Genomic DNA, 21,396 nt, shown 5'->3' on the forward strand with positions numbered 1-21,396 from the left:
CCGAGACCCAGATCAGGCGCGCTGGTTCAGTCTGTACGCTTCGCGCGCGATCCGCTCCACTTCGGCCCAGTCCGCCCGGCCACGCGGGGCGACCCAGCTGCCCCCCACGCACAGCACGCTTGGCTCAGCGAGCCATTCGGCCGCGTTTTCGGGGCCAATCCCCCCGGTGGGGCAGAACCGGACCTGGGCGAATGGCGCCGCCAGCGCCCTGAGCGCCGGCAGCCCGCCTGCGGTCATTGCCGGAAAGAACTTGAAATGGCTGAGCCCGAGATCCAGCCCGCGCATGATATCGCCCGCAGTCGCCACGCCGGGCAGAAACGGCACTCCCCGCGCCTGTGCTGCCTTGCCCAGCGGTTCCGTCAGGCCGGGCGAGACGATGAACCGGGCACCGGCGTCCAGCGCCTCGTCCAGTTGGCGCTGGTTCGTCACCGTTCCCGCGCCAACGAGAGCCCCCTCAACGAGCGACATGGCGCGGATCGCGTCCAGCGCGACGGGGGTGCGCAGCGTCACCTCCAGCGCCCGCAAGCCACCTGCCACCAGCGCCTGGGCCAGCGGTTCGGCATAGCTTGCATCATCCACCACTATCACCGGGATTACCGGTGCCAGCGTCATGATGTTCTCGATGGTCTGCATCAGCCGTCTCCGTGCTGGAGAAAAAAAGCGGCAGCCGCGCCGTACAGGCCCGGTTGGGGGTGAGTGACAACCTTGACCGGGATGGAGCGCATCAGATGTTCGAACCGGCCCTTGGCCCGGAACCGTTCGGCAAAACCGGATTTCAGCAGCTGGTTCCTGAGGCGAAAACCCAGGCCGCCCGCGATGGCCACGCCGGCAAAGCCCCCTTGTGCCAGGGCGATGTCGCCCGCCACACTGCCCAGCGAAAGGCAGAAGCGGTCCACCGCTGCGGCGGCGAGACCGTTGCTTCCCGTCATGCCGGCTTGCCAGATCGCAACATCGTCTTCCTCCACAATGGCGCGCCCTTCCAGTGCTGCGAGTGTCTGGTAAATGTCGGAGATGGCGGGTCCGGCGACCACCCGCTCGACCGAGACACGGTTGTGGCGCTTGCGCAGGCGGGCAAGGATCGCGTCCTCAATCTGATCGAGCGGAGCGAAGTCGATGTGGCCGCCCTCCGTTGCTTGCACGTGGTAGTCGGCTTTGCCCGAGCGCCAGAGGTGGGCGACGCCGAGGCCGGTGCCTGGGCCAAGAACGCTGATGGTGCCCTGCGCGGCGAACGGCTGGTCCGGGCCGGTCAGATGCTGGAACTGATCGGTCGGCAGACAGGCGACCGCATGGGCCACGGCTTCGAAATCATTGACGATGGTGTGCCGGTCGGCGCCCAGCTTTTCGGCTATCAGGGCCGGGCGGATGATCCACGGGTTGTTGGTGAAGCGGATGATCTCGCCTCCGACCGGTCCTGCTACGGCGATGGCAACGGCGCCGGGCACCCGGCCGTTCTGCTGCGCGCGGTATTCATTCCAGGCGCTTTGAAAGGTGGCGTGCTCCACGGTCGCAAGGGTGGTGGGATCGCCAAGGTCGATTTGCACGTCGCGGCCGCGGCGGGCCAGCGCGAAGCGGGCGTTGGTCCCGCCGATGTCGACTGCGACGACTTCGTTCACGGGGCGTCCCGTGCGTAAAGGACGGCCCTCACAACCCGCCCTCCGCCAGCATCGCCGTTGCGCCCCGTTCCGCGCCGTCGGCAAGGCGGCGGAACATGCCGAACAGCTCGCGCCCCGTACCGGTCTGATCTTCGACATACGCCGCCGGATCGCGACCGGTCAGGTCTGCGGTCGTTTCCAGCACGCCCTCTTCGCCACGCAGCCGAACCAGGTCGCCGTCGCGCAGCAGCGACAGCGGGCCGCCGCCCAGCGCTTCGGGGGTGCAGTGGATGGCGGCGGGCACCTTGCCGCTGGCCCCGCTCATCCGGCCGTCCGTGACCAGCGCGACTCGGTGTCCCCGGTCCTGCAGTACGCCAAGGATCGGGGTCAGTTTGTGCAGTTCGGGCATTCCGTTCGCGCGCGGACCCTGAAAGCGGACGACCACCACCACATCACGATCCAGTTCACCGGCGGCGAAAGCCTTGGCGACATCGGATTGGGTGTGGAATATTCGCGCCGGTGCCTCCATCGTCCAGCGTTCGCGTTCAACCGCGCTCGTCTTGAAGCAGGCCCGGCCAAGGTTGCCTTGCACCAGCCGCATTCCGCCATCGGCTTGGAACGGCGCCGCAACGCCGCGCAGGATCGTGTCATCCCCGCTGGGTCCGGGATCGCGCCAGGCAAGCGCGTCTGCATCAAGCCAAGGTTCCTGCGCATAGGCAGACAGGTCGTCACCCCATACCGTGGTGACGTCCCGGTGAACCAGCCCGGCCCCCAGCAATTCGCCGACCACGAAGCCGAGCCCGCCGGCATTCTGGAAATGGTTCACATCGCCTGCGCCATTGGGATAAACCCGCGCGATCAGCGGCACCGCCTTGCTGAGCTCCGCCATGTCGCTCCAATCGACGATGATACCCGCTGCCCGCGCGATGGCGGGAATGTGCAGCGCATGATTGGTCGATCCGCCGGTGGCCAGCAGACCGACGATCCCGTTTACCACGGCCTTCTCATCAACGCACCGCGCCAGCGGGCGGTGTTCGTTGCCGGGTCGGCTGATCGCGGCCAGCCGGTGCATGCTCGCCCGGGTCAGCGCCTGCCGCAGCGGCGTGCCGGGCTGGATGAATGCCGCGCCCGGCAGCGTCAGCCCCATCAGGTCCAGCATCATCTGGTTCGTATTGGCCGTGCCATAGAAGGTGCATACTCCCGGCGCGTGATACGAAGCGGACTCGCTTTCCAGCAGTTCGGCGCGGGTGACCTTTCCTTCCGCATACAACTGGCGGACGCGCTGCTTTTCCTTGTTCGAAATGCCGGTCGGCATGGCTCCGGCGGAGAAGAACAAGGTGGGCAGATGGCCAAAGCGCAACCCGCCCATCAACAGGCCCGGCACGATCTTGTCGCACATGCCCAGCATTGCCACGCCGTCATACATCGCGTGGCTGAGGGACACCGCCGTAGCAAGGGCGATCACGTCGCGGCTGAACAGGGACAGCTCCATCCCTTCCTGCCCCTGCGTGACGCCGTCGCACATGGCCGGGGTGCAGCCCGCGACCTGCGCCGTTGCGCCAACCTCGCGCGCCCAGATCTTGAGTTGCGGGGGATAGGCACCGAACGGCTGGTGCGAGGAGATGGTGTCGTTGTAGGCCGACACGATGCCGATGTTCGGGCCGGCGCGCGTGGCGATCGACTCCTTGTCCTGCTCGGCAGCGGCGAAACCGTGCGCCAGATTTGAACAGGGCAGGGCAACAATGCGTTCGGCATGGCCGTCACCTTCGCGCTGCATGAGGTCGAGATAGCGGCGGCGACTGTCCGTCGACCGCTCGACGATGCGCCGTGTGACGCGATGGACCACATCGTTGAGCATCATTGGGCCTCCCTCAGCCTGGCCGCACCTGGCGCCAGAGGCATTGCGCGCGGCGAGGCCACGCGGGTTTGCGCTTGCGCAGGTCGGCGGCTGAACCTTCTACTCGTCATGCCAGCTTACCCCGTCCCGTTCCGCCAGGGCGATCGCCGCGCTCGGCCCCCAGCTGCCGGCGGTGTAGGTGCGCGGCCGCAGGCCGCTGTCCGACCACATGGCCCGGATGCGGTCGATCCAGTCCCACTGCGCCTCCACTTCGTCCCGCCGCACGAACAGGGTCTGGTCGCCTTCCACCAGGTCGAGCAGCAGCCGTTCGTACGCAATGCGCCGGCGCGTGCCGGAAAACGCGTGCGGCATGGCAATATCGAGCGGCACCGAGCGCAGGCGGATACCTTCCCGGTCCAGCCCCGGCTGTTTTGCCATCAGCGACAGCTGGATGTTCTCCTCTGGCTGGATGCCGATAACCAGCCGGTTCGGCTGCGTCCTGGCACCCCGGCCCGCGAAGATGGAGAACGGGATCGAACGAAACTGCACCACGATTTGGGTGGCGCGTTCGGGCAGCCGCTTGCCCGTGCGCAGATAGAACGGCACCCCGTTCCACCGCCAGTTGCCCACGCCCGCTTTCAGCGCAACGAAGGTTTCGGTGTCGCTTTCCTTGCCCAGTTCCTCGTCATAGCCGGGCACCGCCTCGCCGTTGATAGCTCCGGCGCGGTACTGGCCGGTGACGACTTCGCCTTCCGCCACGGGCCGCAGGGCGCGCAGCACCTTCACCTTTTCATCGCGCACCGCTGTTGCATCGAAGCTGGTCGGCGGCTCCATGGCGACCAGGGCGAGGAGTTGCAGCATGTGGTTCTGCACCATGTCGCGCAGGGCGCCGGCGTCATTGTAGTAGGCGACCCGATCTTCCAGCCCGACGGTTTCCGCCACGGTGATCTGGACATGATCGATGTAGCGCGCGTTCCAGATGGGTTCGAACAGGATATTCGCGAACCGCAGGGCGAGCAGGTTCTGCACCGTTTCCTTGCCGAGGTAATGATCGATGCGATAGATCCGCTCTTCCGGGAAGGCGGCGGCCACTGCATCGTTGATCTCTCTGGAAGAGGCCAGATCGGTGCCGAGCGGCTTTTCCAGTCCGATGCGCACCTTGCCCTGCGTCAAGCCTGCGTGGCGCAGCCCCTTAATGGTTGCTTCGAACAGGCTGGGCGCCGTGGACAGGAAGATGGCGAGACCATCGCTGCGGTCGCCCACCTTGCCCGCCAGCTCCTCATACCCTTCCAGCGTGGTCGCATCGAGCGATTGGTACGACAGGCGCTCGAGAAAGGCGGCGATTTCACCCTGCCGTTCGGCCGACAAGTGCTTGGTGAGGGCGTCGCGGGCTAACGCCCGGAACTCGTCATCGCCCATCTTCGAGCGTGCGGTGCCGATGATCTTGAGATCGGGGGCGAGCAGCTGGTCGGCGTTGAGCGCGCACAGCGAGGGAAGCAGCATACGCTGCGCCAGATCACCCGTCGCACCGAACAACAGGAGCCGGTCGGCGGTGAAGCTGGTGTCTGGCAAGCTGTTTCTCCGTGAAGCTGCGGCTTCCTTCATCCCATCAACCGGCCGGGCGCACAAGGTCGGCCGTGGCTGTGCGTATTCCTATTCATCCACGACCTTGACGCAAACGCGGCTGCGCAGGAACTCCGTCGCGCCGAAGCTGGTCAGGAAGCTGACATCGGCGGCATCACGCCCCACGCCGATCTTCACCGTCTGCACCGGATCGGCCATGCCCGTGGCGTCCACGATGTGCCAGGCGCCACCCCCCGGCGTCGTCGGATCCTGCAGGAACACTTCGGCCACCGCATGAAAGTCGGGCGGTTCCACGCCGGGTGCGTAGCACGCGACGTAGCGTGCCGGTATGACTGACGCGCGGGCCAGCGCGATCATCACATGGGCAAAGTCGCGGCAGATACCGCACCGTTGGATGAACGTGTCAGCCGCTCCGGTGGTCGCATCCGACGTGCCTGCCTGATAGGTGAAGTTGTCGGCGATCCAGTCGCGCATCGCGACCACCCGTTCGCCACCGCTCAGCGTTCCGAACTCTGCCTCGACGAAGGACTGGAACTTGTCGGCGGCAACGTAGCGGCTGTCGAACAGGTACTGCACCGCGTCCCCGGGCAGCTTGTGCGGCGGGAGGCGGTCGAGGTCGCCGAGTTGCGCGAGCAGCCTTTGGGGTTGGACGGTGGCGCTGTAATCCACCGCAAATTCGCCTTCCGCCCTGATCCAGATCCGTTCGCCAATATCATCCTGCGCCGGCACCGATGCCCTGTGTATCGCGTCTGACAGGTTGACCCGGTGATGGAGGATTTTCTGTTCCGGAATATCGGCCGCTTCGAACTGGAGCAGGACGTCGGTTGGCTCGTGCGCGCGGAACGCAAAGGAAGATCGTATCTCAATGGGCATAGACACGCCTAACGGTTCGCCGCCCTGAGCGTTTCACGACGGGCGTGAGTTGTTTGCGGCGGCCGGCCGGCAGGGGTCAGTTCAAGCCCCGATCACATGCGCGGCCACTTCGCGCCGGTGTGGCGCGTCGCGGTGTTCGGCCAGGAAGATGCCCTGCCACGTGCCCAGCTGCATCCGCCCGCCCCCGACCGGAATGGCGAGGTGGACACCGGTAAGGGCGCTGCGCAGATGGGCGGGCATGTCGTCTGCGCCCTCGTCGTCATGGGCATACCGGCCATCGCGCGGAGCCATGCGGTCCAGCCAGCGCAGCATATCGCCCCGCACCGCGCCGGAAGCGTTCTCGGTGATCAGGAGGGAGGCGGATGTATGGCGGCACAGAAGGGTCAGCAGCCCGTCGCCGACGCCTGTTCCGGTCAGCCATTCGGCGACCTCGCCGGTAATTTCCAGCAGGGCGGGGCCACTGGTCGCAAACACCAGCACGGTGCTTGCCTGCCGCATCAGGCCGGCACCCCATAGAGGTCGTGCGCGTCGGCATCTTCCACGATCACATCGATGATGTCCCCTTGGGCAAGCCTGGGCGAGACGTCGCGTAGAAATACTTGCCCGTCTATCTCGGGCGCATCGGCCTGGCTGCGGCCGGTGGCCCCGATCGCGCCCTCCACGTCAGGCTCGCCGACCTCGTCGATAATGACCGGAACGGTGCGGCCGATCTTGCTCTGAAGCTTCGCCGCGCTGATCCGGGCGGTCGCCTCCATTATCCGGGCGTAACGTTCTTCCTTGACCTCTTCGGGCACCTGATCGGGCAGGGCATTGGCGGCGGCCCCGGCGACGGGTTCGAACCGAAAGGCGCCGACCCGGTCGAGCTGCGCTTCTTCCAGCCAGTCGAGGAGATAGCGGAAATCGTCTTCCGTTTCGCCGGGAAAACCGACCACGAAGCTGGAGCGGACCGCGATGTCCGGACAGATGGCGCGCCAGGATTTCAGCCGTTCCAGCACCCTGGCCTCGTTTGCTGGCCGCTTCATCCGCTTGAGAACCGCCGGAGCGGCATGCTGGAAGGGAATGTCGAGATAAGGCGTCAGAGCCCCTTCACCCATCAGGGAAATGACCTGATCGACGTGCGGGTACGGATACACATAGTGCAACCGGACCCACGGCGCAGTTCCCTCCGGCGTGCGCAACTGTCCCAATTCCCGCGTCAGATCGGTCATGTGCGCGCGCACCTCGCGGCCATGCCACGCACGCGCTTCGTGCCGCACATCGACGCCGTAGGCCGAGGTGTCCTGGCTGATCACCAGCAATTCGCGCGTGCCCGCCGCCAGCAGTTTTTCCGCCTCGCGCAAGACGGCGTCGACCCGCCTGCTGGCGAGGCGCCCACGCAACTGCGGGATGATGCAGAACGCGCAGGAGTGATTGCAGCCTTCGGAAATCTTCAAATAGCTGTAGTGCCGCGGCGTCAGCTTGAGATCTACGTCGGACGGTTGCGGCACGAGATCGACAAACGGACCCTGCGACGGCGGAGCGGCCTGTCGCACGGCTTCCACCACCTGTTCGTATTGGTGCGCGCCGGTTACCGCCAGCACTGCGGGGTGGGCAGCGCGAATGGCATCCGCTTCTTCGCCCATGCACCCCGTCACGATCACGCGGCCGTTTTCCGCGATCGCTTCGCCAATGGCCTGCAGGCTTTCTTCCTTGGCGCTGTCGAGGAAGCCGCAGGTGTTCACCAGCACCACGTCGGCACCGGCATAATCAGCGCTCATGGCGTAGCCATCGGCGCGCAGGCGCGTCAGAATACGCTCGGAATCGACGAGGTTCTTGGGACAGCCGAGGCTGACCATGCCGACCTTTTTGGCGGCGGGGATAAGGGTCGCGGGTTTGTTCATGGCTGGGGTGGGGCCGCCCCCTAACAGAAAAGGGCGCGGGGCACTAGATGGGGCGGCAATGGGACCAGTCAACTGGATTGCGGTGATGCTCGCCTGGCTGGTTGCGGCCGGCCTGGCCACGCTGTTCTACGGACGCAAGGCGACGCCGCGCCCGCCGTACTGGCTCCACTTTCTCGCCGCATTGCTGCTGTTCGTCAGCGCTGCGATGCTGGGGCACATGTTCGCCCGCGTCGGAGAAGCGACGCTGGACGTGAAGCCGTGGCTGTACTTCATGATGTCAGGAGGGTTGGCGCTGACGTTCATCGGACCCGCCTTGTTCATCACTGGAGTGCGTCGCGACAGGGCTATCGCAGAAACACTGCACGACTGCGGCTACTGGCTCGCCGCTTATCTGGCGATGGGCGGAGTATTCGCCTTGCTCTGATGCGTTACCCGCTAGGCCGATCGATCCCCTTCAGGCAGGCCGTTGGTGGTGGCGACAATCTCGACAATGACATCCCCTTCCTGCAGCGACTGGCATCCCGCCTCCCAGAACCCCATGGCCACACCGTTGCGGTAAATGCGCAGGCCAACTCCCCGCGATTGCAGATCGGCGATGGAGCGGCCGACCTCGTCGCGCCTGACGGGCCGTTCGACCAGCTGCACCCGCCCCCCGACCGAGGCGAGGTCCGACAGGTATTCGGCGATGTGCTCCCCCCGCGCGCTGCCCGCCAGCAGAAGGCCGGTGAAGCGGACCGGGTTGATCACGTTGTTGGCGCCCGCCTGACGTGCCAGCAGTTCGTTGTCGGCGGCTCTCACCACCACGCTGATCGGTACATCAGGCGCAAGATGGCGCACCGTGAGAACGATCAGGATCGAGGTGTCGTCGCGCCCGGCCGACACCAGGACGTTGCGCGCCGTGTCGATCCTGACCGCGCGCAAGGTGTCGTCGCGGCTGGCATCGCCCAGCATCACGTTGCAGCCCAGCCGTTCCGCCTCGGCCAGGCGGTCCTCGCCCGGATCGATGACGACGATGCAACGTGCTTCCACGCCCCGCTCGATCAATTCCTCGACCGCCTGGGAGCCGGAGACGCCGTAGCCGAGCACGACGATATGATCCTCGAGCTGTTCCTGGATGCGGGCCATGCGCCATTTCTCCCAGCTGCGCCTGATGATGAAGTTGTAGGCGGTTCCGACAAAGATGAAGAAGACGGCAAAGCGGATCGGCGTCACGATCACCGCCTCCACCATCCGTGCCGAATCGCTGACCGGCGCAATGTCGCCGAACCCGGTTGTGGTAACAGAAATCATGGTGAAGTAGATGACGTCGGTGAAGCTTACCTCGCCGTCGTAATTGTCGACCAGCCCGTCACGGTCCCACCAGTGGATCACCACCACGACCATGATAAGCGCGATTGCCAGGCCGATGCGGATGAACAGGTCGCCCCAGACCGGCACCCGGGTGGCCCGGCGAAGGGGTTGATGGAGAAGCTGGGCGCGGGAGGGGCGCTGGCGGTAGGCGCGACGGGCGGCGCCGCTCATTGCTGGTAACGGTCCGCCAACGCGCCCAGCGACGAATAATGCGTCAGGTCGAGGTGCAGCGGCGTGACGGAGACAAAGCCATCGTCGATCGCCTCCAGATCCGTGCCGTGATCCAGCGTCTGCTCGATAGGCTCAAGGCCGAACCAGTAGTACGGCCGCCCGCGCGGATCACGCCCTTCCACGACCGACCCGCGGGCATAGTCGTGAAAGCCCTGTCGCGTCGGGCGGATGCCGCGCACCTCATCCCCCGCCATCGGCGGGAAGTTCACATTGATGAGGGTGCGGTCAGGCAGGGGCGTATCGAGCAGCGGGCCGAGCACCCGTGCGCCCCACGCGCGGGCGGCGGCGAATGTCTCGGTTCCACCATTGCGGCTATCGCTGGTGAGAACCTGGCTCAGCGCAATGGCGCGGACGCCCGCCAGCGCGCCTTCGATGGCAGCTGACACCGTTCCCGAATAGGTGACATCGTCGCCCAGGTTGGCGCCGCGGTTGACCCCTGACAAAATGACGTCGGGCATCTGCGGCATTACCTTGCGCAGCCCCAGATTCACCGCATCGGTGGGCGTGCCGGTGACGGAAAAGCGCCGCTCCCCATGTTTGCGCAGACGGACGGGTGCAGACAGCGTGAGGGCATGACCCATGCCCGACTGCTCTTCTGCCGGAGCGCAGACCCAGACATCGTCACTGAAGGCGGCGGCAATCTCTTCCATCACTGCGAGCCCGGGAGCATGGATGCCGTCATCATTGGTGAGAAGGATGCGCAAGTCAGGTATCCTTTGCCTCGCCCGGCATCATCGGTTCAGCGCGCGGGCTCGAGATGGCGCAGGCCGCCGGTGTAATCCCACAGGACCTCCGGCAGATCAACGCCGCCGTCCTCCCGCTGGTAATTTTCCAGAACCGCCACCAGCGTCCGGCCAACGGCCAGCCCGGATCCGTTGAGAGTATGGACGAACGCCGTCTTTTTCTCTCCTTCGGGCCGGTAGCGGGCATTCATTCGCCGCGCCTGAAAATCACCGCAGTTGGAACACGAACTGATCTCGCGATAGGCGTTCTGCCCCGGGAGCCACACCTCCAGGTCATAAGTCTTGCGCGCCGTGAAACCCATGTCACCCGCGCATAGCAGCATACGGCGGTATGGCAGGTTCAGCGTCTGAAGGATGTCCTCAGCGGCAAAGGTCATCCGTTCATGCTCCGCCTCGCTGTCTTCAGGCCGCACGATTGAAACCAGCTCCACTTTCTCGAACTGGTGTTGCCGGATGAATCCGCGCGTGTCCTTGCCCGCCGCCCCGGCTTCGGAGCGAAAGCAGGGCGTCAGCGCGGTGAGGCGCAGTGGCAGGCAGCCAGCTTCAAGGATCTGCCCCCGAACCGAGTTGGTGAGCGATACTTCGGCCGTGGGGATCAGCCAACGCCCATCGGTGGTGCGGAAATTGTCGTCTGTGAATTTCGGCAACTGGCCAGTGCCGAACAGCGCGTCGTCACGTACCAGCAACGGGGGCGCGCATTCCGTATAGCCGTGGCGGCCCACCTGCCGGTCGAGCATGAATTGCCCCAGCGCCCGGTGCAGCCGCGCCATCTGTCCGCGAAGAAAGGTGAAGCGCGCGCCGGACATGGCCGCGCCGGTTTCGAAGTCGAGGCCAAGCGCCGGACCCAGATCGGCATGTTCCCGCGGCTGGAACGCGAACTGGCGGCGTTCGCCCCATTCGCCGAGCTGGCGGTTGCCGGTTTCGTCCGCGCCCGCCGGAACATCTTCGGCGGGCAGGTTCGGCAGACTGGCAAGCAGCGCGTCAAGCCGCTCGCCGGTCGCGCGTTCTTCCCGCTCGATGTCCGCCATCCGGTCCTTGAGGAGCGCCACTTCCTCCTTCAACTCCTCCGCCTGAGCCGTGTCGCCGGACCGCATGGCCTGACCGATGATGCGCGACGCTTCGTTGCGCCGGTTCTGGGCGTCCTGCATTGCCGTCTGGCGTTCCCGCCGTTCGGCGTCCAGCGCGGTGATCCGCTCGGCCGCAGGTTCGGCCCCGCGCCTGAGCAGGCCTGCATCGAACGCTTCGGGATTGCGGCGGATGAAGGCGAGATCGTGCATGGGCTGAAGCCTATGCCGCGTGGTTGCTGCATTGGCCAGAGGGTTCAGCTTGGAGACAGAGGCCAAAGCAATGTTGCGCAGCCCGAGGCAGCAACTTAGCCACAGCTGCCCAACGAGAACAGGATACCAGCCATCGTGCCAGCACCGCCGCCACGTCGCACCCGGTTCATCGACGCGCTGAACCTGGGACTTCGGACAGGTCAGGCGGTGGGGGCGGTCGCTGCGCCCCGGCTGGAGAAAGCGGCGCTGCTGGAGGATGCTTGTGCCGCGACCGGCCTCGACGACTTTGGCGATACGTGGTTTGAACGTCCACTGGATGTCCTGCTGGATTCAGTGCGGGAAGAGGCGCGGCTGAACGCGGCCGGAGAGTTCGCCGCAGCCAAGCAGTTTCACCACCTGCTGCGCGACCGGCTGCTGGCACAGATGTGGTTCGACCGGCATCCCGAAATTCTCGCGCGGCCGATCAAGCGTCCCGTTGTGATCGTGGGTCCGATGCGATCGGGCACCACCCGTCTGCAACGCCTTCTCGCCAGCGACCACAGGTTCACATATCTGCGCGGCTTCGAAACCATCAGCCCCGTGCCGCGGCCCGACTTCGAGGAGGTGCTGGCTGGCCGTGCAGTCGATTTCCGGCCGGTTCTGGCGAAGCGTATCATGCGGGTCGCTCGTCTCGCCAACCCACGCACGTTGTCCATTCATCCCACCGGCCCATACCAGCCCGAGGAGGAGCTTGGCCTGCTGGCGGCAAGCTTCTGGGGCATGAAGCACGAGGCGCAGTGGCAGGTGCCCGGCTACGGCCGGTGGTGCGAGGGAGAGGATGCGACGCCGGCATATCGCCACATGGCAAACCTCCTGCGGCTGGTCGGATGGTCGCAGCAGGCCTCGTCGCTCAAGCCGTGGATCCTCAAGACGCCGCAGCACATGCTGGACCTGCCTGCGCTGCTGAACGTGTTTCCCGACGCCCGGATCATCTTCACGCACCGCGATCCGGCCGCCGTGGTTGGCAGCGCCGCTTCCCTCGCCTGGAACCAGACCATCATCTATTCCGACCATGTCGAACCGGGCGCTGTCGGCCGGGAATGGCTGCGCAAGACCGAGCAGCAGATTGACCGGATGCGGGCCGCGCGCGTCAGTGTTCCGCCCGGGCGTGCGATCGACATACAGTACGAGGATGTGGAGGGCGACTGGCGCGGCACCATGGCCAGCATCTACCGCTTTCTCGACCTGAACATGGCGCCCGCGATCCCGGCGATGGAGCAATATCTCCTGGCCGTGCGAGCGTTGAAGCGACGCCCACACGATTATGCCCTGGACCAGTTCGGTCTTGAAGCGGCGGCGGTGCGCGAGCGGATGGGCGACTATATCAACGCTTTCAATGTGCCGCTGACAAGCAGTGCGCATAGCGCCGGCCTTGCTGGCCGCAGGGCAGGTAAAGGCTGATTGCCGGCGCTGATCCACTTCGTCGGATTCCGTGATCCGCAGCGCTGGGCCAATGCCGAGCGGGTCTTCGGACCGCCTGACTTCACGCATGCGGATTGGGATCGCCACGCCCTGGGGGACATCGCGCCGGGCGATTTGATCATCCACGCCACCGGGGACTGGTTTGACGCGCCGCGCAGCTTTTCGCGCGAGGCGGCCCGCAGCCGCGCGGCACGCCAAGGAACTTCGACCAGCATGACGGGTTGTGTCGGGCAAAAGGAGATACCCGAATGATCGGCAAGATAATCACCGCGGCGATCGGCAATCAGGTGGCCAAGAACACGCGCGGCATAGGCGGACCGGCCGGCGCGGCAATCGGCTTCATCGCGCCAGCAGTGCTGCGCCGCGTGAGCTTGCCCGCTATGCTGGCGCTGGCGGCAGGTGGCTACGCCGCCAAGAAGCTTGGAGAAAAGAGCGGCAAGCGCTTTTGACCGGGGGGCCAAAAGGCGGCCCCGCGTTACGCTTACCGCGCCAGATTGCCGGGCGCGCGTTGCGATCACCCGCGTAAGGCGGCGACAGCCTAGCCCTCGTGGCGGCTGCGCCTCGCCTCCGCTTTAGCGGATCACCTAGGTGGACAACCTACCTCACCATCAGGATCGGCGCATGCACCGTGCGCACCATCTCTGTGGTTGTACTGCCAATGATCAGGCGGCGAATTGCCGAATGGCCATAGGCGCCCATCAGCAGCAGTGAAGGTGCGGTCGATGCGACCACCGCTGGGATTACCTGCTCCGCCTTGCCGTCCTGCATCACCACAGTCACTTCGCGATGCGCAGCAAAGGCCGATTGCGCGTTGGCGAGTTGCGCGCGTTGGGCCTCTCCTTCCGCTTCTGCCATCACGATTGTTACCGGCAATCCGTCGAACAGCGGTGAGTTGCTGAGACGCTCCAGCGCGCGTTCCGCAGCAGGGCTGGCGTCATAGGCGATAACGATATGCCGAGGTTCGGTGTATTCGCGAGGGACAACCAACACCGGCTTGCTGCTGGCGCGAACCACTCTCTCGACCATGGAACCGATCTGGCCGGAGGCGTATTCGTGGCCTACCCCTCGCTTCCCCATTACAATTACCCGTGCCTCAGCCTCCCGTTCGAGGATGGTTTCAACCACACCACCGTGCCGGTGCAGCGCGGTGACCTGGGCAACGCCTGCTTCGCGCAACAGCTGCTCGCCCGCGGCAAGAAGCACGCGCCCCTTCTCGATCTCGGTTCGGCTACCTTCTTCGGATAGCCGTACGAGTTCTTCCATCAGCTCGCTTTTGACGCCCAGCCCAATGGCGCCCGACAAATCCTTACGGGCGGCGATCGGATCCTGCCGCTGAACCACATGCAGCAGCTCCACCGGCAGAGACAATCGGCGAGCCGCCCATCCGGCATAGCCGCAGACGCTGGTGGCGTAGGCCGAGGCGTCGATTGCCGCGAGGACGTTTTGCGTTACCTGAGCTTCCATCAGTGTCCTCCTAGTTGCGCTGCCGCGCCGGGTTTGTCGTGGATGGCGTACCGCTCGATCATGGTCGCACTGGCATCATTCAGGCCGACAATTTCCACCATTGCACCCTCGCGGCGAAACTTCAGAATCGCCTTGTCGAGCGTCCCCACCGCCGAGATGTCCCAGAAATGCGCGCGGCTGACGTCGATCACTACACGGTCCAGCACTTCCTTGAAGTCGAAGGCTTCAACGAAGCGATTGGACGAGGCGAAAAACACCTGGCCCTCCAAGCGGTAGGTTCGCGTGCGACCGTCGGCCGACAACTCGCTGTCGACGGTGAAAAGCCGCTTGACCTTGCTGGCGAAGAACAGGCCCGACAGAATGACACCCGCCAACACGCCCTGGGCGAGATCGTGGGTCCAGACCACCACTACCACCGTGACGATCATCACCACCGAGGATTGCCAAGGGTTGTAGCGGATGTCCCGGATGGATCGCCACGAGAAGGTGCCGATCGACACCATGATCATGACCGCCACTAGGGAGGCCATCGGGATGATCGCCACCAAAGGCCCGAGAACCAGCAGCAGGAACAGGAGGAAGACGCCCGACACGAAGGTCGACAGCCGCGTCTCTCCGCCTGATTTGACGTTGATGACCGATTGGCCGATCATGGCGCAGCCGCCCATCCCGCCCAGAAAGCCGGTGAAGAAGTTGGCTATGCCTTGCCCCTTCATCTCCCGCTGTTTGTCGGAACCGGTATCGGTCAGGTCATCAACGATCTGCGCCGTCAGCATGGACTCGAGCAGGCCGACAGCGGCCATCGTGGCCGAGTAGGGCAGAATGATCTGCAAGGTTTCGAGGGTAAACGGTACGTCGGGGATGAGGAACGAAGGCAGTGAGGATGGCAGTTCGCCCATGTCGCCAACCGTGCGGACATCCGTGCCCATGTAGTACACAAAGGCGGTCAGAACCGCGATGGCGACGAGAGGGGATGGAACAGCCCGGGTCAGGCGAGGAAGAAGGTAGATGACGAACAGGCCCGCCGCCACCAGCGCGTAAGTCACCGCCGGCACCCCTATCAGCTCCGGCAACTGCGCGATGAAGATCAGTATGGCCAAGGCATTGACGAAGCCGGTAATGACCGACCGCGATACATACTGCATCAGCAGGTGCAGGCGCAGGAACCCAGCGATGATCTGGATTACGCCCATCAGGATTGTTGCGGCGAACAGATATTCGACCCCGTAAGTTCCTATCAGGGGAACCACGAGCACGGCGATGGCTGCAGTAGCCGCCGAAATCATGCCTGGCCGTCCACCCACCAGAGAGATGATGACGGCGATAGAAAACGATGCGTAGAGACCGACCCTGGGATCAACACCGGCGATGATGGAGAAGCCGATGGCTTCGGGTATAAGCGCCAGGGCGACTACAATGCCTGCAAGGACATCCCGCCGGGGGTTGGAAAGCCACTCGCGCTTCAGCGCGGCAATATCGAACATGTAAAAACTAACCTGAGGCACACTTCCGGCACGGCTCTCTGGCTCGCAGTTCTGCCGCTATCCATGGTGGCAGCGGCATGCCGGTGTGAAAGGTTGTCCCGGGGATAGGCGCCGGGCCGAGCCACCCGGCAGAGCCGGGTCCGATGAACGAGTGGCGCCATAGCGCCCACACAGCAATGTTGCAACCGCGAGGCCGACGTCAATCGGCGTCATCAGCAAATTCTATCTGCTGCGCGTCAACCGCATGCAAGCCAGCAGAGGGAATTCGGCCCTGCGCCAAAGAGGCGCCAAGATTGGCTTGGCTACCGACGGTTAAAAGATGGTGGGCGCGGCAGGGATTGAACCTGCGACCCCACCCGTGTGAAGGGTGTGCTCTACCACTGAGCTACGCGCCCGTCCGCTAAAGGCACCACGAAGGCGCTGGACAGGCCGGCGCGTTTAGTTTGCTCAGCGGCCGCTGACAACCCCCGGCCGGATCAGCGCGCAAGAAACGACAGCAGTTCCTGCATCCAGCCGCGGCCGGCGGACCGAGCCGCTACCGGCGTGCGTTCAGCGACCGGACACTCCATGCAGTATGCCTGCATTCCCCGGACCTGCAGCAGCATGGCGAGTTGCTGCTCTAGCCGGTGAAAAATGTCGCGCTGTTGTCCGGCGGCCAGCGCTGCTACGTCGCGGCGCGCTTCCTGGGCATCATCCTTGATCAGCCACTGGCGCAGCAAAGTGTCGTAAGCGCTCGTGTTCTCGCCGAGATAGGTCGGGTGCCATTCGCCTTCGCCAAGCTTGGCCTGCGCCGCGACCCATGCGAGCGCATCGTCCACTCCGCCATACTGATCGACCAGCCCGACCTGGCGAGCGGTTCCACCATCCCACACGCGTCCCTGGCCAAGCGAATCCGCCCGTTCCACTGTCATGTTGCGTGATTGGGACACCCGCTGGAGGAATGTGCGGTATGTCTCCTCGGTGCCGGATTGCAGAATGCTTTCCACTTCCGGCGTCAGTCCGCCGATCAGGTCCGGCTGACCCGACAGCGGGGTGGTGCTGACCCCGTCGGACCCTACGCCGTATTCCTGCGCCAGCCGCTCAAAGGTCGGAAAAACGGCGAACACGCCGATCGACCCGGTAATGGTTTCCGGCTCGGCGAAAATACGCTGTGCTGGCGTGGCGACCCAGTACCCGCCGCTGGCAGCGACATTCGCCATGGAAACCGCCACGGGCGTGCCGTTCGCCCGGTGCCGTTCCACGGCGCGGCGGATCTCCTCGCTGGCAAGGACCGATCCGCCGGGCGAATCGACCCGCAGGACGAGGCCCGCCAGTTCGTCGTCCAGCGCATCGTCCAGCAGTTTCGCGATCCGGGTTCCCCCCGCGGTTCCCGGTCCCGCTTCGCCGTCAACAATGGTCCCGGCGACGGTGACAACGCCGATCGCTCGGCCACCCCTTTGCGGACCAAGCGACTGCAGCCACGGCTGAAGCGCGGTATGCGCGAAGCGTGTATCGGTCAGCTTGTCCTCGCCAACCAGCTTGGCCACGCGGTCCTCGAACTGATACCGGCTGCCAAGGTGGTCCACTATGCCGGCCTGCAACGCTGCCCTTGCCATGCTGCCGCCGTTGGCGGCGATCAGCTGCGCCGGTTGCTGGGCAAAAGCAGGCAGGTTTGCCCTGGGCCGGGCGCGCTGCACATAGGTTTGCCATTCTTCCCACAGCGATCCGTACAGCGCTTGGGCGTTTTCCCGCGCTTCGGGCGACATGCTGCTTTGTGTCCAAGGCTCGACCGCCGCCTTGTAGGTGCCTACCCGGTAAACGCGTGCCGTGATGTTGAGCCGGTCGAGCAGCGCACCAAAATACAGGTTGTTGCCGCCTGGTCCCAGGATCGCGGCGCCGCCCAGCGGATCGACCCAGATCTCGTTCGCATTGGCGGCGAGCAGCAGGGAATCGTCCGAGTAGAGCGTCGCGAAGGCGAACACCGGCTTTTCCGCCGCGCGCACGCGGGCCAGCGCGTCGCTGATCTCGCGCAAATGAACCTGTCCTCCACCCAAGAACCGGTCGAGATCGAGCACGACGGCCTGCATCCGGCTGTCAGCCGCGGCAGCGTCGATGGCGCGCACCAGGTCACGCGCAGCAAATTCGCGCACGGGTGCTTCTGACGCCAGCAAGGCGGTGAACGGGTTGATGGGGCTGCGCTCTTCCACCACCACACCGTCCAGTTTCAGCAACAGCGCCCCGTCGCGAACCTGCGCCACGCTGGGTCGCGCGCTCAGAATGGCGAAAAGCGTAGCAAAGAAAAGCAGCAGGAAGAGGAGGGTAAGGCCATCCTTGATCCCCACCAGCAATCGCCAGACCTTGCCCGCGAAACTCATGCCTGCCGTTCCTGTCCTGTCCATCATCAACAGGTAGAAGGTGGCACCCTTGCGGTCCAGCCGTTTGTTCTGGGCGGTTGGCGCGACCAACAGCTTGAGGGTGGCGCGGCTTGCCACTATGGCTCTGGCGTTGATGAGCCAGTCACCACAATCGCGCTGGGCCGGCGGCTACCCCCCGGGGCGGCAGGCCTTTCCGCATCGTGACCTGTTGGCCATCGGCCAGCTGCAACGGCACGAAATCCTGTATCTGCTGGACGAAGCCGAACAATGGATCGCGCTGAACCGCCAGGCGGCCAAGCGGGCGGAGGCTCTGGCGGGGCTCACCATCATCAACGCCTTCTTCGAGAACTCAACCCGCACGCTGCTGTCGTTCGAAATCGCGGGCAAGCGGCTGGGCGCCGATGTGGTCAACATGCACGCCACTCAGTCCAGCGTCAAAAAGGGCGAAACGCTGATCGACACGGCCGTGACGCTGAACGCTATGCAGGCGGATGCCATCGTCATCCGGCACGCCAGCTCTGGCGCGGTCGCGCTGATCGCGGACAAGGTTGCCTGTCCCGTCCTCAACGCGGGCGACGGCAGCCATGAACATCCCACGCAAGGGTTGCTGGATGCCCTGGCGCTGCGCCACGCGCTGCGGCAAAGAGGCGAGGCGGGCGACGATTTCACGGGCCTCACCGTCACGATTTGCGGCGACATCCTGCATAGCCGTGTAGCGCGTTCAGGCATGCTTTGCCTGCAGGCGCTGGGCGCAAGTGTGCGGGTGTGCGCCCCGCCTGCGCTGCTGCCTCACGGGGTGGAAGCAATGGGTGCCGCCGTGTTCTGCGACTTCGACGCTGCGCTGGCTGGGACCGATGTGGTTATGATGCTGCGTCTGCAGTCGGAGCGGATGAGCGGGCAGTACATCCCGTCGGAGCGGGAGTACCGCCATCTTTACGGCCTGACCGAGGCAAGGTTGGCGCGCGCCGCGCCCGATGCGATCGTGATGCATCCCGGCCCCATGAACCGCGGGGTGGAAATCGACAGCGCGGTGGCCGACCTCGCGGATCGGTCCATCATCACGCGCCAGGTGGAGATGGGCGTGGCGGTGCGGATGGCCTGCCTTGACATCCTGACCCGTCGTGCGCGCGGAGTGCCGGGCTGGGCGCCCGAGCCGCTTGACGCAGGGAACGCGCTGGCATGAAGCAGCTCGGTGGGGTCTGCATAACCGGCGGCAGGCTGGTTCTGCCGGGGGAAGTGCGCCACGGTTCGGTGCGTCTGGCACAGGGGCGGATCGCAGCGGTGGGCGACGTTGCGGCTGAGCCGGGCGACCAGATCATTGACGCACGAGGGGCGCTGATCGCGCCAGCGTTGATCGACCTGGGTGTGTTCGCCGTCGACAGGGGGGCTTTTCATTTCGGCGGGATCGCCCGCGCCGCGCTGATGCCGGATCAAAGCCCGCCGCTGGACCATCCTTCCAGCGTCAACTTCACCGCCAAGCGCGGCAAGCCGGACCTGTGGGTGCATCCTCTCGCCGCGGCGACCAAAGGTCTGGCGGGAACGGATCTGGCCGAATTTGCGCTGATGCAGGAGGCAGGCGCGCGCGGAATTGCCACCGGCCGGCACTGGATCGCGGACAGCGGCGTCATGCTGCGGGTGCTGCAATATGCGGCGATGCTGGACCTGCCGGTGATCGCCCATGCCGAGGACGGGTTTCTCGCGGGGCGGGCGGTAGCAACGGCAGGAGAGATCGCGACGCGTCTGGGCCTTGCAAGCGCGCCCGCGCAGGCGGAGGTGCTGGCAATCGCCCGTGATCTCGTGCTGGCGGAGATGACCGGCGCGCGCCTGCACTTCCGGCAGGTTACGACCCGCGCCGGGCTGGCGCTGGTGCGTCAGGCCAAGGCGCGCGGCATTGGCGTCACCGCGGGTGTTACGCCAGCGCATTTCATGTTGTCCGATCTTGCAGTCCACGGCTTTCGCAGCTTCGCCCGTTTGTCGCCGCCGCTGCGCAGCGAAGACGACCGGCAGGCGGTGCGCGAGGCGATCGCCGATGGCACGATCGATGTGATCGCCAGCGGCCATGATCCGCAGGCCATGGAAGAAAAGCGCCTACCTTTCGCCGAGGCTGCGCCCGGAATGGCAGGGGCGCAGACGCTGCTACCCTTGGTCCTCTCCCTCGTGCGGGACGGATTGATCTCGCTGGAGCGGGCGTTCGACCTGATGGCGGCCGCCCCGGCGCGGATACTGCGGGTCGATGCTGGCGTACTTGAAGCCGGGCGCGAGGCGGATGTCGCGCTGATTGCTCCTGACTGTCCGTGGATTGTGGAGAGCAGCAGCCTGAACGGCATGGCCGGCAACACGCCGTTCGACCGTAAACCGGTACAGGGCCGCTGCATCCGGCTGTTCAAGGGCGGGGTGGAGCCTGCGTCCTGAAAACCGGGCGCCCTGTGTCCGAGGCAGCTTCGGCAAGGTCATGGGATCCGCCGCTCGAGCGGACCATAACAGCAAGCGCGCAGATGACGGTGAGGCAAAGCAACCACAATTCACCGGCATCTTCCACAAACGCACCGACCTGCTGCGCGGCTGACCCTTCGGCAAAAACCAAGGCGTCGATTGCGTCCACCACCACACCGAAACATGCCGTGCCGCCGATCAGCAGGAGGAGGATCGTGGCCCGGAGCCGGTGGAGTGCGCCACTACCGGCGAGTGACCAGACTATCATGCCGATCAGCAACGCGCCTATGCCGCACATGACGGCCGCTTCGCCGAAATGCCGTGCATTCTCCGCAGGAAATCCGCCGCTGCGCAACACCGTGCCTACCAGAACTCCTAGCCGTTCATGAAGCTGCAGGCTGTTGTCGGCAGTGAGCCAGCCAAACAGCACCGCAAAGACCATATATGCCGTTGCGCCAGTGCGGCGCCACGTCAGCAGCATCGCCAGCGCCGCCGCGCCGGTCAGCACGTACTCAAAGCGTTCACTGAAAGTATTATCCCGTGAAAGCATCAGCCGGTCGGGCAGATCGTGCCCGTGATACTCGCCATAGGCGACAACAATTCCCATTCCGGTCAGAAAAGCGGCAGCAGGTAATATCAGCAGCGCCGCAACGATCGCAGTGGGCGTTTTCGCCAGCGTAAGTGCTTCGCCGATCAGGGAAACAGCGAAGCCTTTCGCCTCGGCGAGGAAATTCCGTCGCCGGGCCGCGGCGCGATGTGCTTGTGACACATTTGTTACAAGACCCGAATTTGTCCCGGCTGGCAACATCGGTAACGAAAAACCCCCCGTCCCG

At 65.1% G+C, this 21,396-nt stretch carries 20 protein-coding genes, 1 tRNA gene and 1 other annotated feature; of the genes, 6 read left to right on the forward strand and 15 right to left on the reverse strand.

Annotated features, from left to right (window positions below; genetic code table 11):
- Window positions 1-12: 12 nt before the first annotated feature.
- From eda to rimO, 7 genes are all read right to left on the reverse strand, one after another.
- Window positions 13-633 carry a bifunctional 4-hydroxy-2-oxoglutarate aldolase/2-dehydro-3-deoxy-phosphogluconate aldolase gene (gene eda / locus LHJ54_RS05030; protein ID WP_228242828.1) on the reverse strand — a complete coding sequence of 207 codons (621 nt, stop codon included), beginning with the start codon at window positions 631-633 and terminating at the stop codon, window positions 13-15.
- The gene (locus tag LHJ54_RS05035) at window positions 633-1,613 is read right to left on the reverse strand and encodes a glucokinase (protein WP_228242829.1); all 981 of its coding nucleotides are present in this window, start codon (window positions 1,611-1,613) and stop codon (window positions 633-635) included. Before LHJ54_RS05035 ends, eda begins: the two co-directional genes overlap by 1 nt.
- A gap of 28 nt (window positions 1,614-1,641) precedes the next feature.
- Complete coding sequence (gene edd / locus LHJ54_RS05040; RefSeq protein WP_228242830.1) at window positions 1,642-3,453, reverse strand: phosphogluconate dehydratase; 1,812 nt, start codon at window positions 3,451-3,453, stop codon at window positions 1,642-1,644.
- Between the two features lie 96 nt (window positions 3,454-3,549).
- Window positions 3,550-5,034 (reverse strand): glucose-6-phosphate dehydrogenase, encoded by a 1,485-nt coding sequence (zwf, locus tag LHJ54_RS05045; RefSeq protein ID WP_373457053.1) that lies wholly within the window; start codon window positions 5,032-5,034, stop codon window positions 3,550-3,552.
- Window positions 5,035-5,082: 48 nt separating this feature from the next.
- Window positions 5,083-5,886: a transglutaminase family protein gene (locus LHJ54_RS05050; protein ID WP_228242832.1), complete on the reverse strand. Its 804-nt coding sequence runs from the start codon at window positions 5,884-5,886 to the stop codon at window positions 5,083-5,085.
- An 81-nt stretch (window positions 5,887-5,967) separates the two neighbouring features.
- Window positions 5,968-6,384, reverse strand: a complete 417-nt coding sequence (locus LHJ54_RS05055; RefSeq protein ID WP_228242833.1) for a secondary thiamine-phosphate synthase enzyme YjbQ — start codon at window positions 6,382-6,384, stop codon at window positions 5,968-5,970.
- Entirely contained in the window at window positions 6,384-7,766 is a 1,383-nt protein-coding gene (gene rimO, locus LHJ54_RS05060) for a 30S ribosomal protein S12 methylthiotransferase RimO (RefSeq protein ID WP_228242834.1), read from the reverse strand. Before rimO ends, LHJ54_RS05055 begins: the two co-directional genes overlap by 1 nt.
- A gap of 58 nt (window positions 7,767-7,824) precedes the next feature.
- Between rimO and LHJ54_RS05065 the strand changes: the two genes are divergently transcribed.
- Window positions 7,825-8,190, forward strand: a complete 366-nt coding sequence (locus LHJ54_RS05065; protein ID WP_228242835.1) for a DUF1761 domain-containing protein — start codon at window positions 7,825-7,827, stop codon at window positions 8,188-8,190.
- A gap of 11 nt (window positions 8,191-8,201) precedes the next feature.
- Here the strand turns inward: LHJ54_RS05065 and LHJ54_RS05070 are convergent, their stop codons facing one another.
- Genes LHJ54_RS05070 through serS form a run of 3 tightly spaced genes read right to left on the reverse strand, consistent with a single transcriptional unit; the run spans window position 8,202 to window position 11,367 of the window.
- Complete coding sequence (locus LHJ54_RS05070; RefSeq protein ID WP_228242836.1) at window positions 8,202-9,287, reverse strand: TrkA family potassium uptake protein; 1,086 nt, start codon at window positions 9,285-9,287, stop codon at window positions 8,202-8,204.
- On the reverse strand, window positions 9,284-10,051 hold the full coding sequence (gene surE, locus LHJ54_RS05075) for a 5'/3'-nucleotidase SurE (protein ID WP_228242837.1): 768 nt from the start codon (window positions 10,049-10,051) through the stop codon (window positions 9,284-9,286). Before surE ends, LHJ54_RS05070 begins: the two co-directional genes overlap by 4 nt.
- Before the next feature lie 35 nt (window positions 10,052-10,086).
- Window positions 10,087-11,367, reverse strand: a complete 1,281-nt coding sequence (serS, locus tag LHJ54_RS05080) for a serine--tRNA ligase (protein WP_228242838.1) — start codon at window positions 11,365-11,367, stop codon at window positions 10,087-10,089.
- A gap of 135 nt (window positions 11,368-11,502) precedes the next feature.
- On the opposite strand from serS, the gene LHJ54_RS05085 reads away from it, so the two are divergent.
- From LHJ54_RS05085 to LHJ54_RS05095, 3 genes are read left to right on the forward strand one after another with little or no spacing between them, the layout of a single operon-like run.
- Entirely contained in the window at window positions 11,503-12,807 is a 1,305-nt protein-coding gene (locus tag LHJ54_RS05085) for a sulfotransferase (protein WP_228242839.1), read from the forward strand.
- On the forward strand, window positions 12,808-13,080 hold the full coding sequence (locus LHJ54_RS05090; RefSeq protein ID WP_228242840.1) for a hypothetical protein: 273 nt from the start codon (window positions 12,808-12,810) through the stop codon (window positions 13,078-13,080).
- Window positions 13,077-13,277, forward strand: coding sequence for a hypothetical protein (locus tag LHJ54_RS05095; protein WP_228242841.1), 201 nt, complete (start codon window positions 13,077-13,079; stop codon window positions 13,275-13,277). The genes LHJ54_RS05090 and LHJ54_RS05095 overlap by 4 nt, the downstream gene beginning before the upstream one ends.
- Window positions 13,278-13,425: 148 nt before the next feature.
- On the opposite strand, the gene LHJ54_RS05100 is transcribed toward LHJ54_RS05095, so the two are convergent.
- From LHJ54_RS05100 to sppA, 4 genes are all read right to left on the reverse strand, one after another.
- Window positions 13,426-14,292 carry a universal stress protein gene (locus LHJ54_RS05100; protein ID WP_228242842.1) on the reverse strand — a complete coding sequence of 289 codons (867 nt, stop codon included), beginning with the start codon at window positions 14,290-14,292 and terminating at the stop codon, window positions 13,426-13,428.
- On the reverse strand, window positions 14,292-15,776 hold the full coding sequence (locus LHJ54_RS05105; protein WP_228242843.1) for a SulP family inorganic anion transporter: 1,485 nt from the start codon (window positions 15,774-15,776) through the stop codon (window positions 14,292-14,294). The genes LHJ54_RS05100 and LHJ54_RS05105 overlap by 1 nt, the downstream gene beginning before the upstream one ends.
- 91 nt (window positions 15,777-15,867) lie before the next feature.
- Window positions 15,868-15,921, reverse strand: a sequence feature (sul1 is cis-regulatory element that is thought to sense ions involved in sulfur or methionine metabolism; They are found in Alphaproteobacteria).
- 175 nt (window positions 15,922-16,096) lie between these two features.
- A tRNA-Val gene (locus tag LHJ54_RS05110) sits at window positions 16,097-16,171 on the reverse strand.
- Window positions 16,172-16,252: 81 nt separating this feature from the next.
- Entirely contained in the window at window positions 16,253-18,247 is a 1,995-nt protein-coding gene (gene sppA, locus LHJ54_RS05115; protein ID WP_228242844.1) for a signal peptide peptidase SppA, read from the reverse strand.
- A 16-nt stretch (window positions 18,248-18,263) separates the two neighbouring features.
- Between sppA and LHJ54_RS05120 the strand changes: the two genes are divergently transcribed.
- A complete protein-coding gene (locus LHJ54_RS05120; RefSeq protein WP_228242845.1) occupies window positions 18,264-19,313 on the forward strand; it encodes an aspartate carbamoyltransferase catalytic subunit in 1,050 nt (349 codons plus the stop codon).
- The gene (locus tag LHJ54_RS05125; protein ID WP_228242846.1) at window positions 19,310-20,542 is read left to right on the forward strand and encodes a dihydroorotase family protein; all 1,233 of its coding nucleotides are present in this window, start codon (window positions 19,310-19,312) and stop codon (window positions 20,540-20,542) included. Before LHJ54_RS05120 ends, LHJ54_RS05125 begins: the two co-directional genes overlap by 4 nt.
- Here the strand turns inward: LHJ54_RS05125 and LHJ54_RS05130 are convergent.
- Window positions 20,514-21,332 (reverse strand): hypothetical protein, encoded by an 819-nt coding sequence (locus LHJ54_RS05130; protein WP_228242847.1) that lies wholly within the window; start codon window positions 21,330-21,332, stop codon window positions 20,514-20,516. The two genes, LHJ54_RS05125 and LHJ54_RS05130, sit on opposite strands and share 29 nt — an antisense overlap.
- Window positions 21,333-21,396 lie beyond the last annotated feature (64 nt).

The sequence above is a fragment of the Porphyrobacter sp. GA68 genome (assembly GCF_022605525.1).
Lineage (GTDB): Bacteria > Pseudomonadota > Alphaproteobacteria > Sphingomonadales > Sphingomonadaceae > Qipengyuania_B.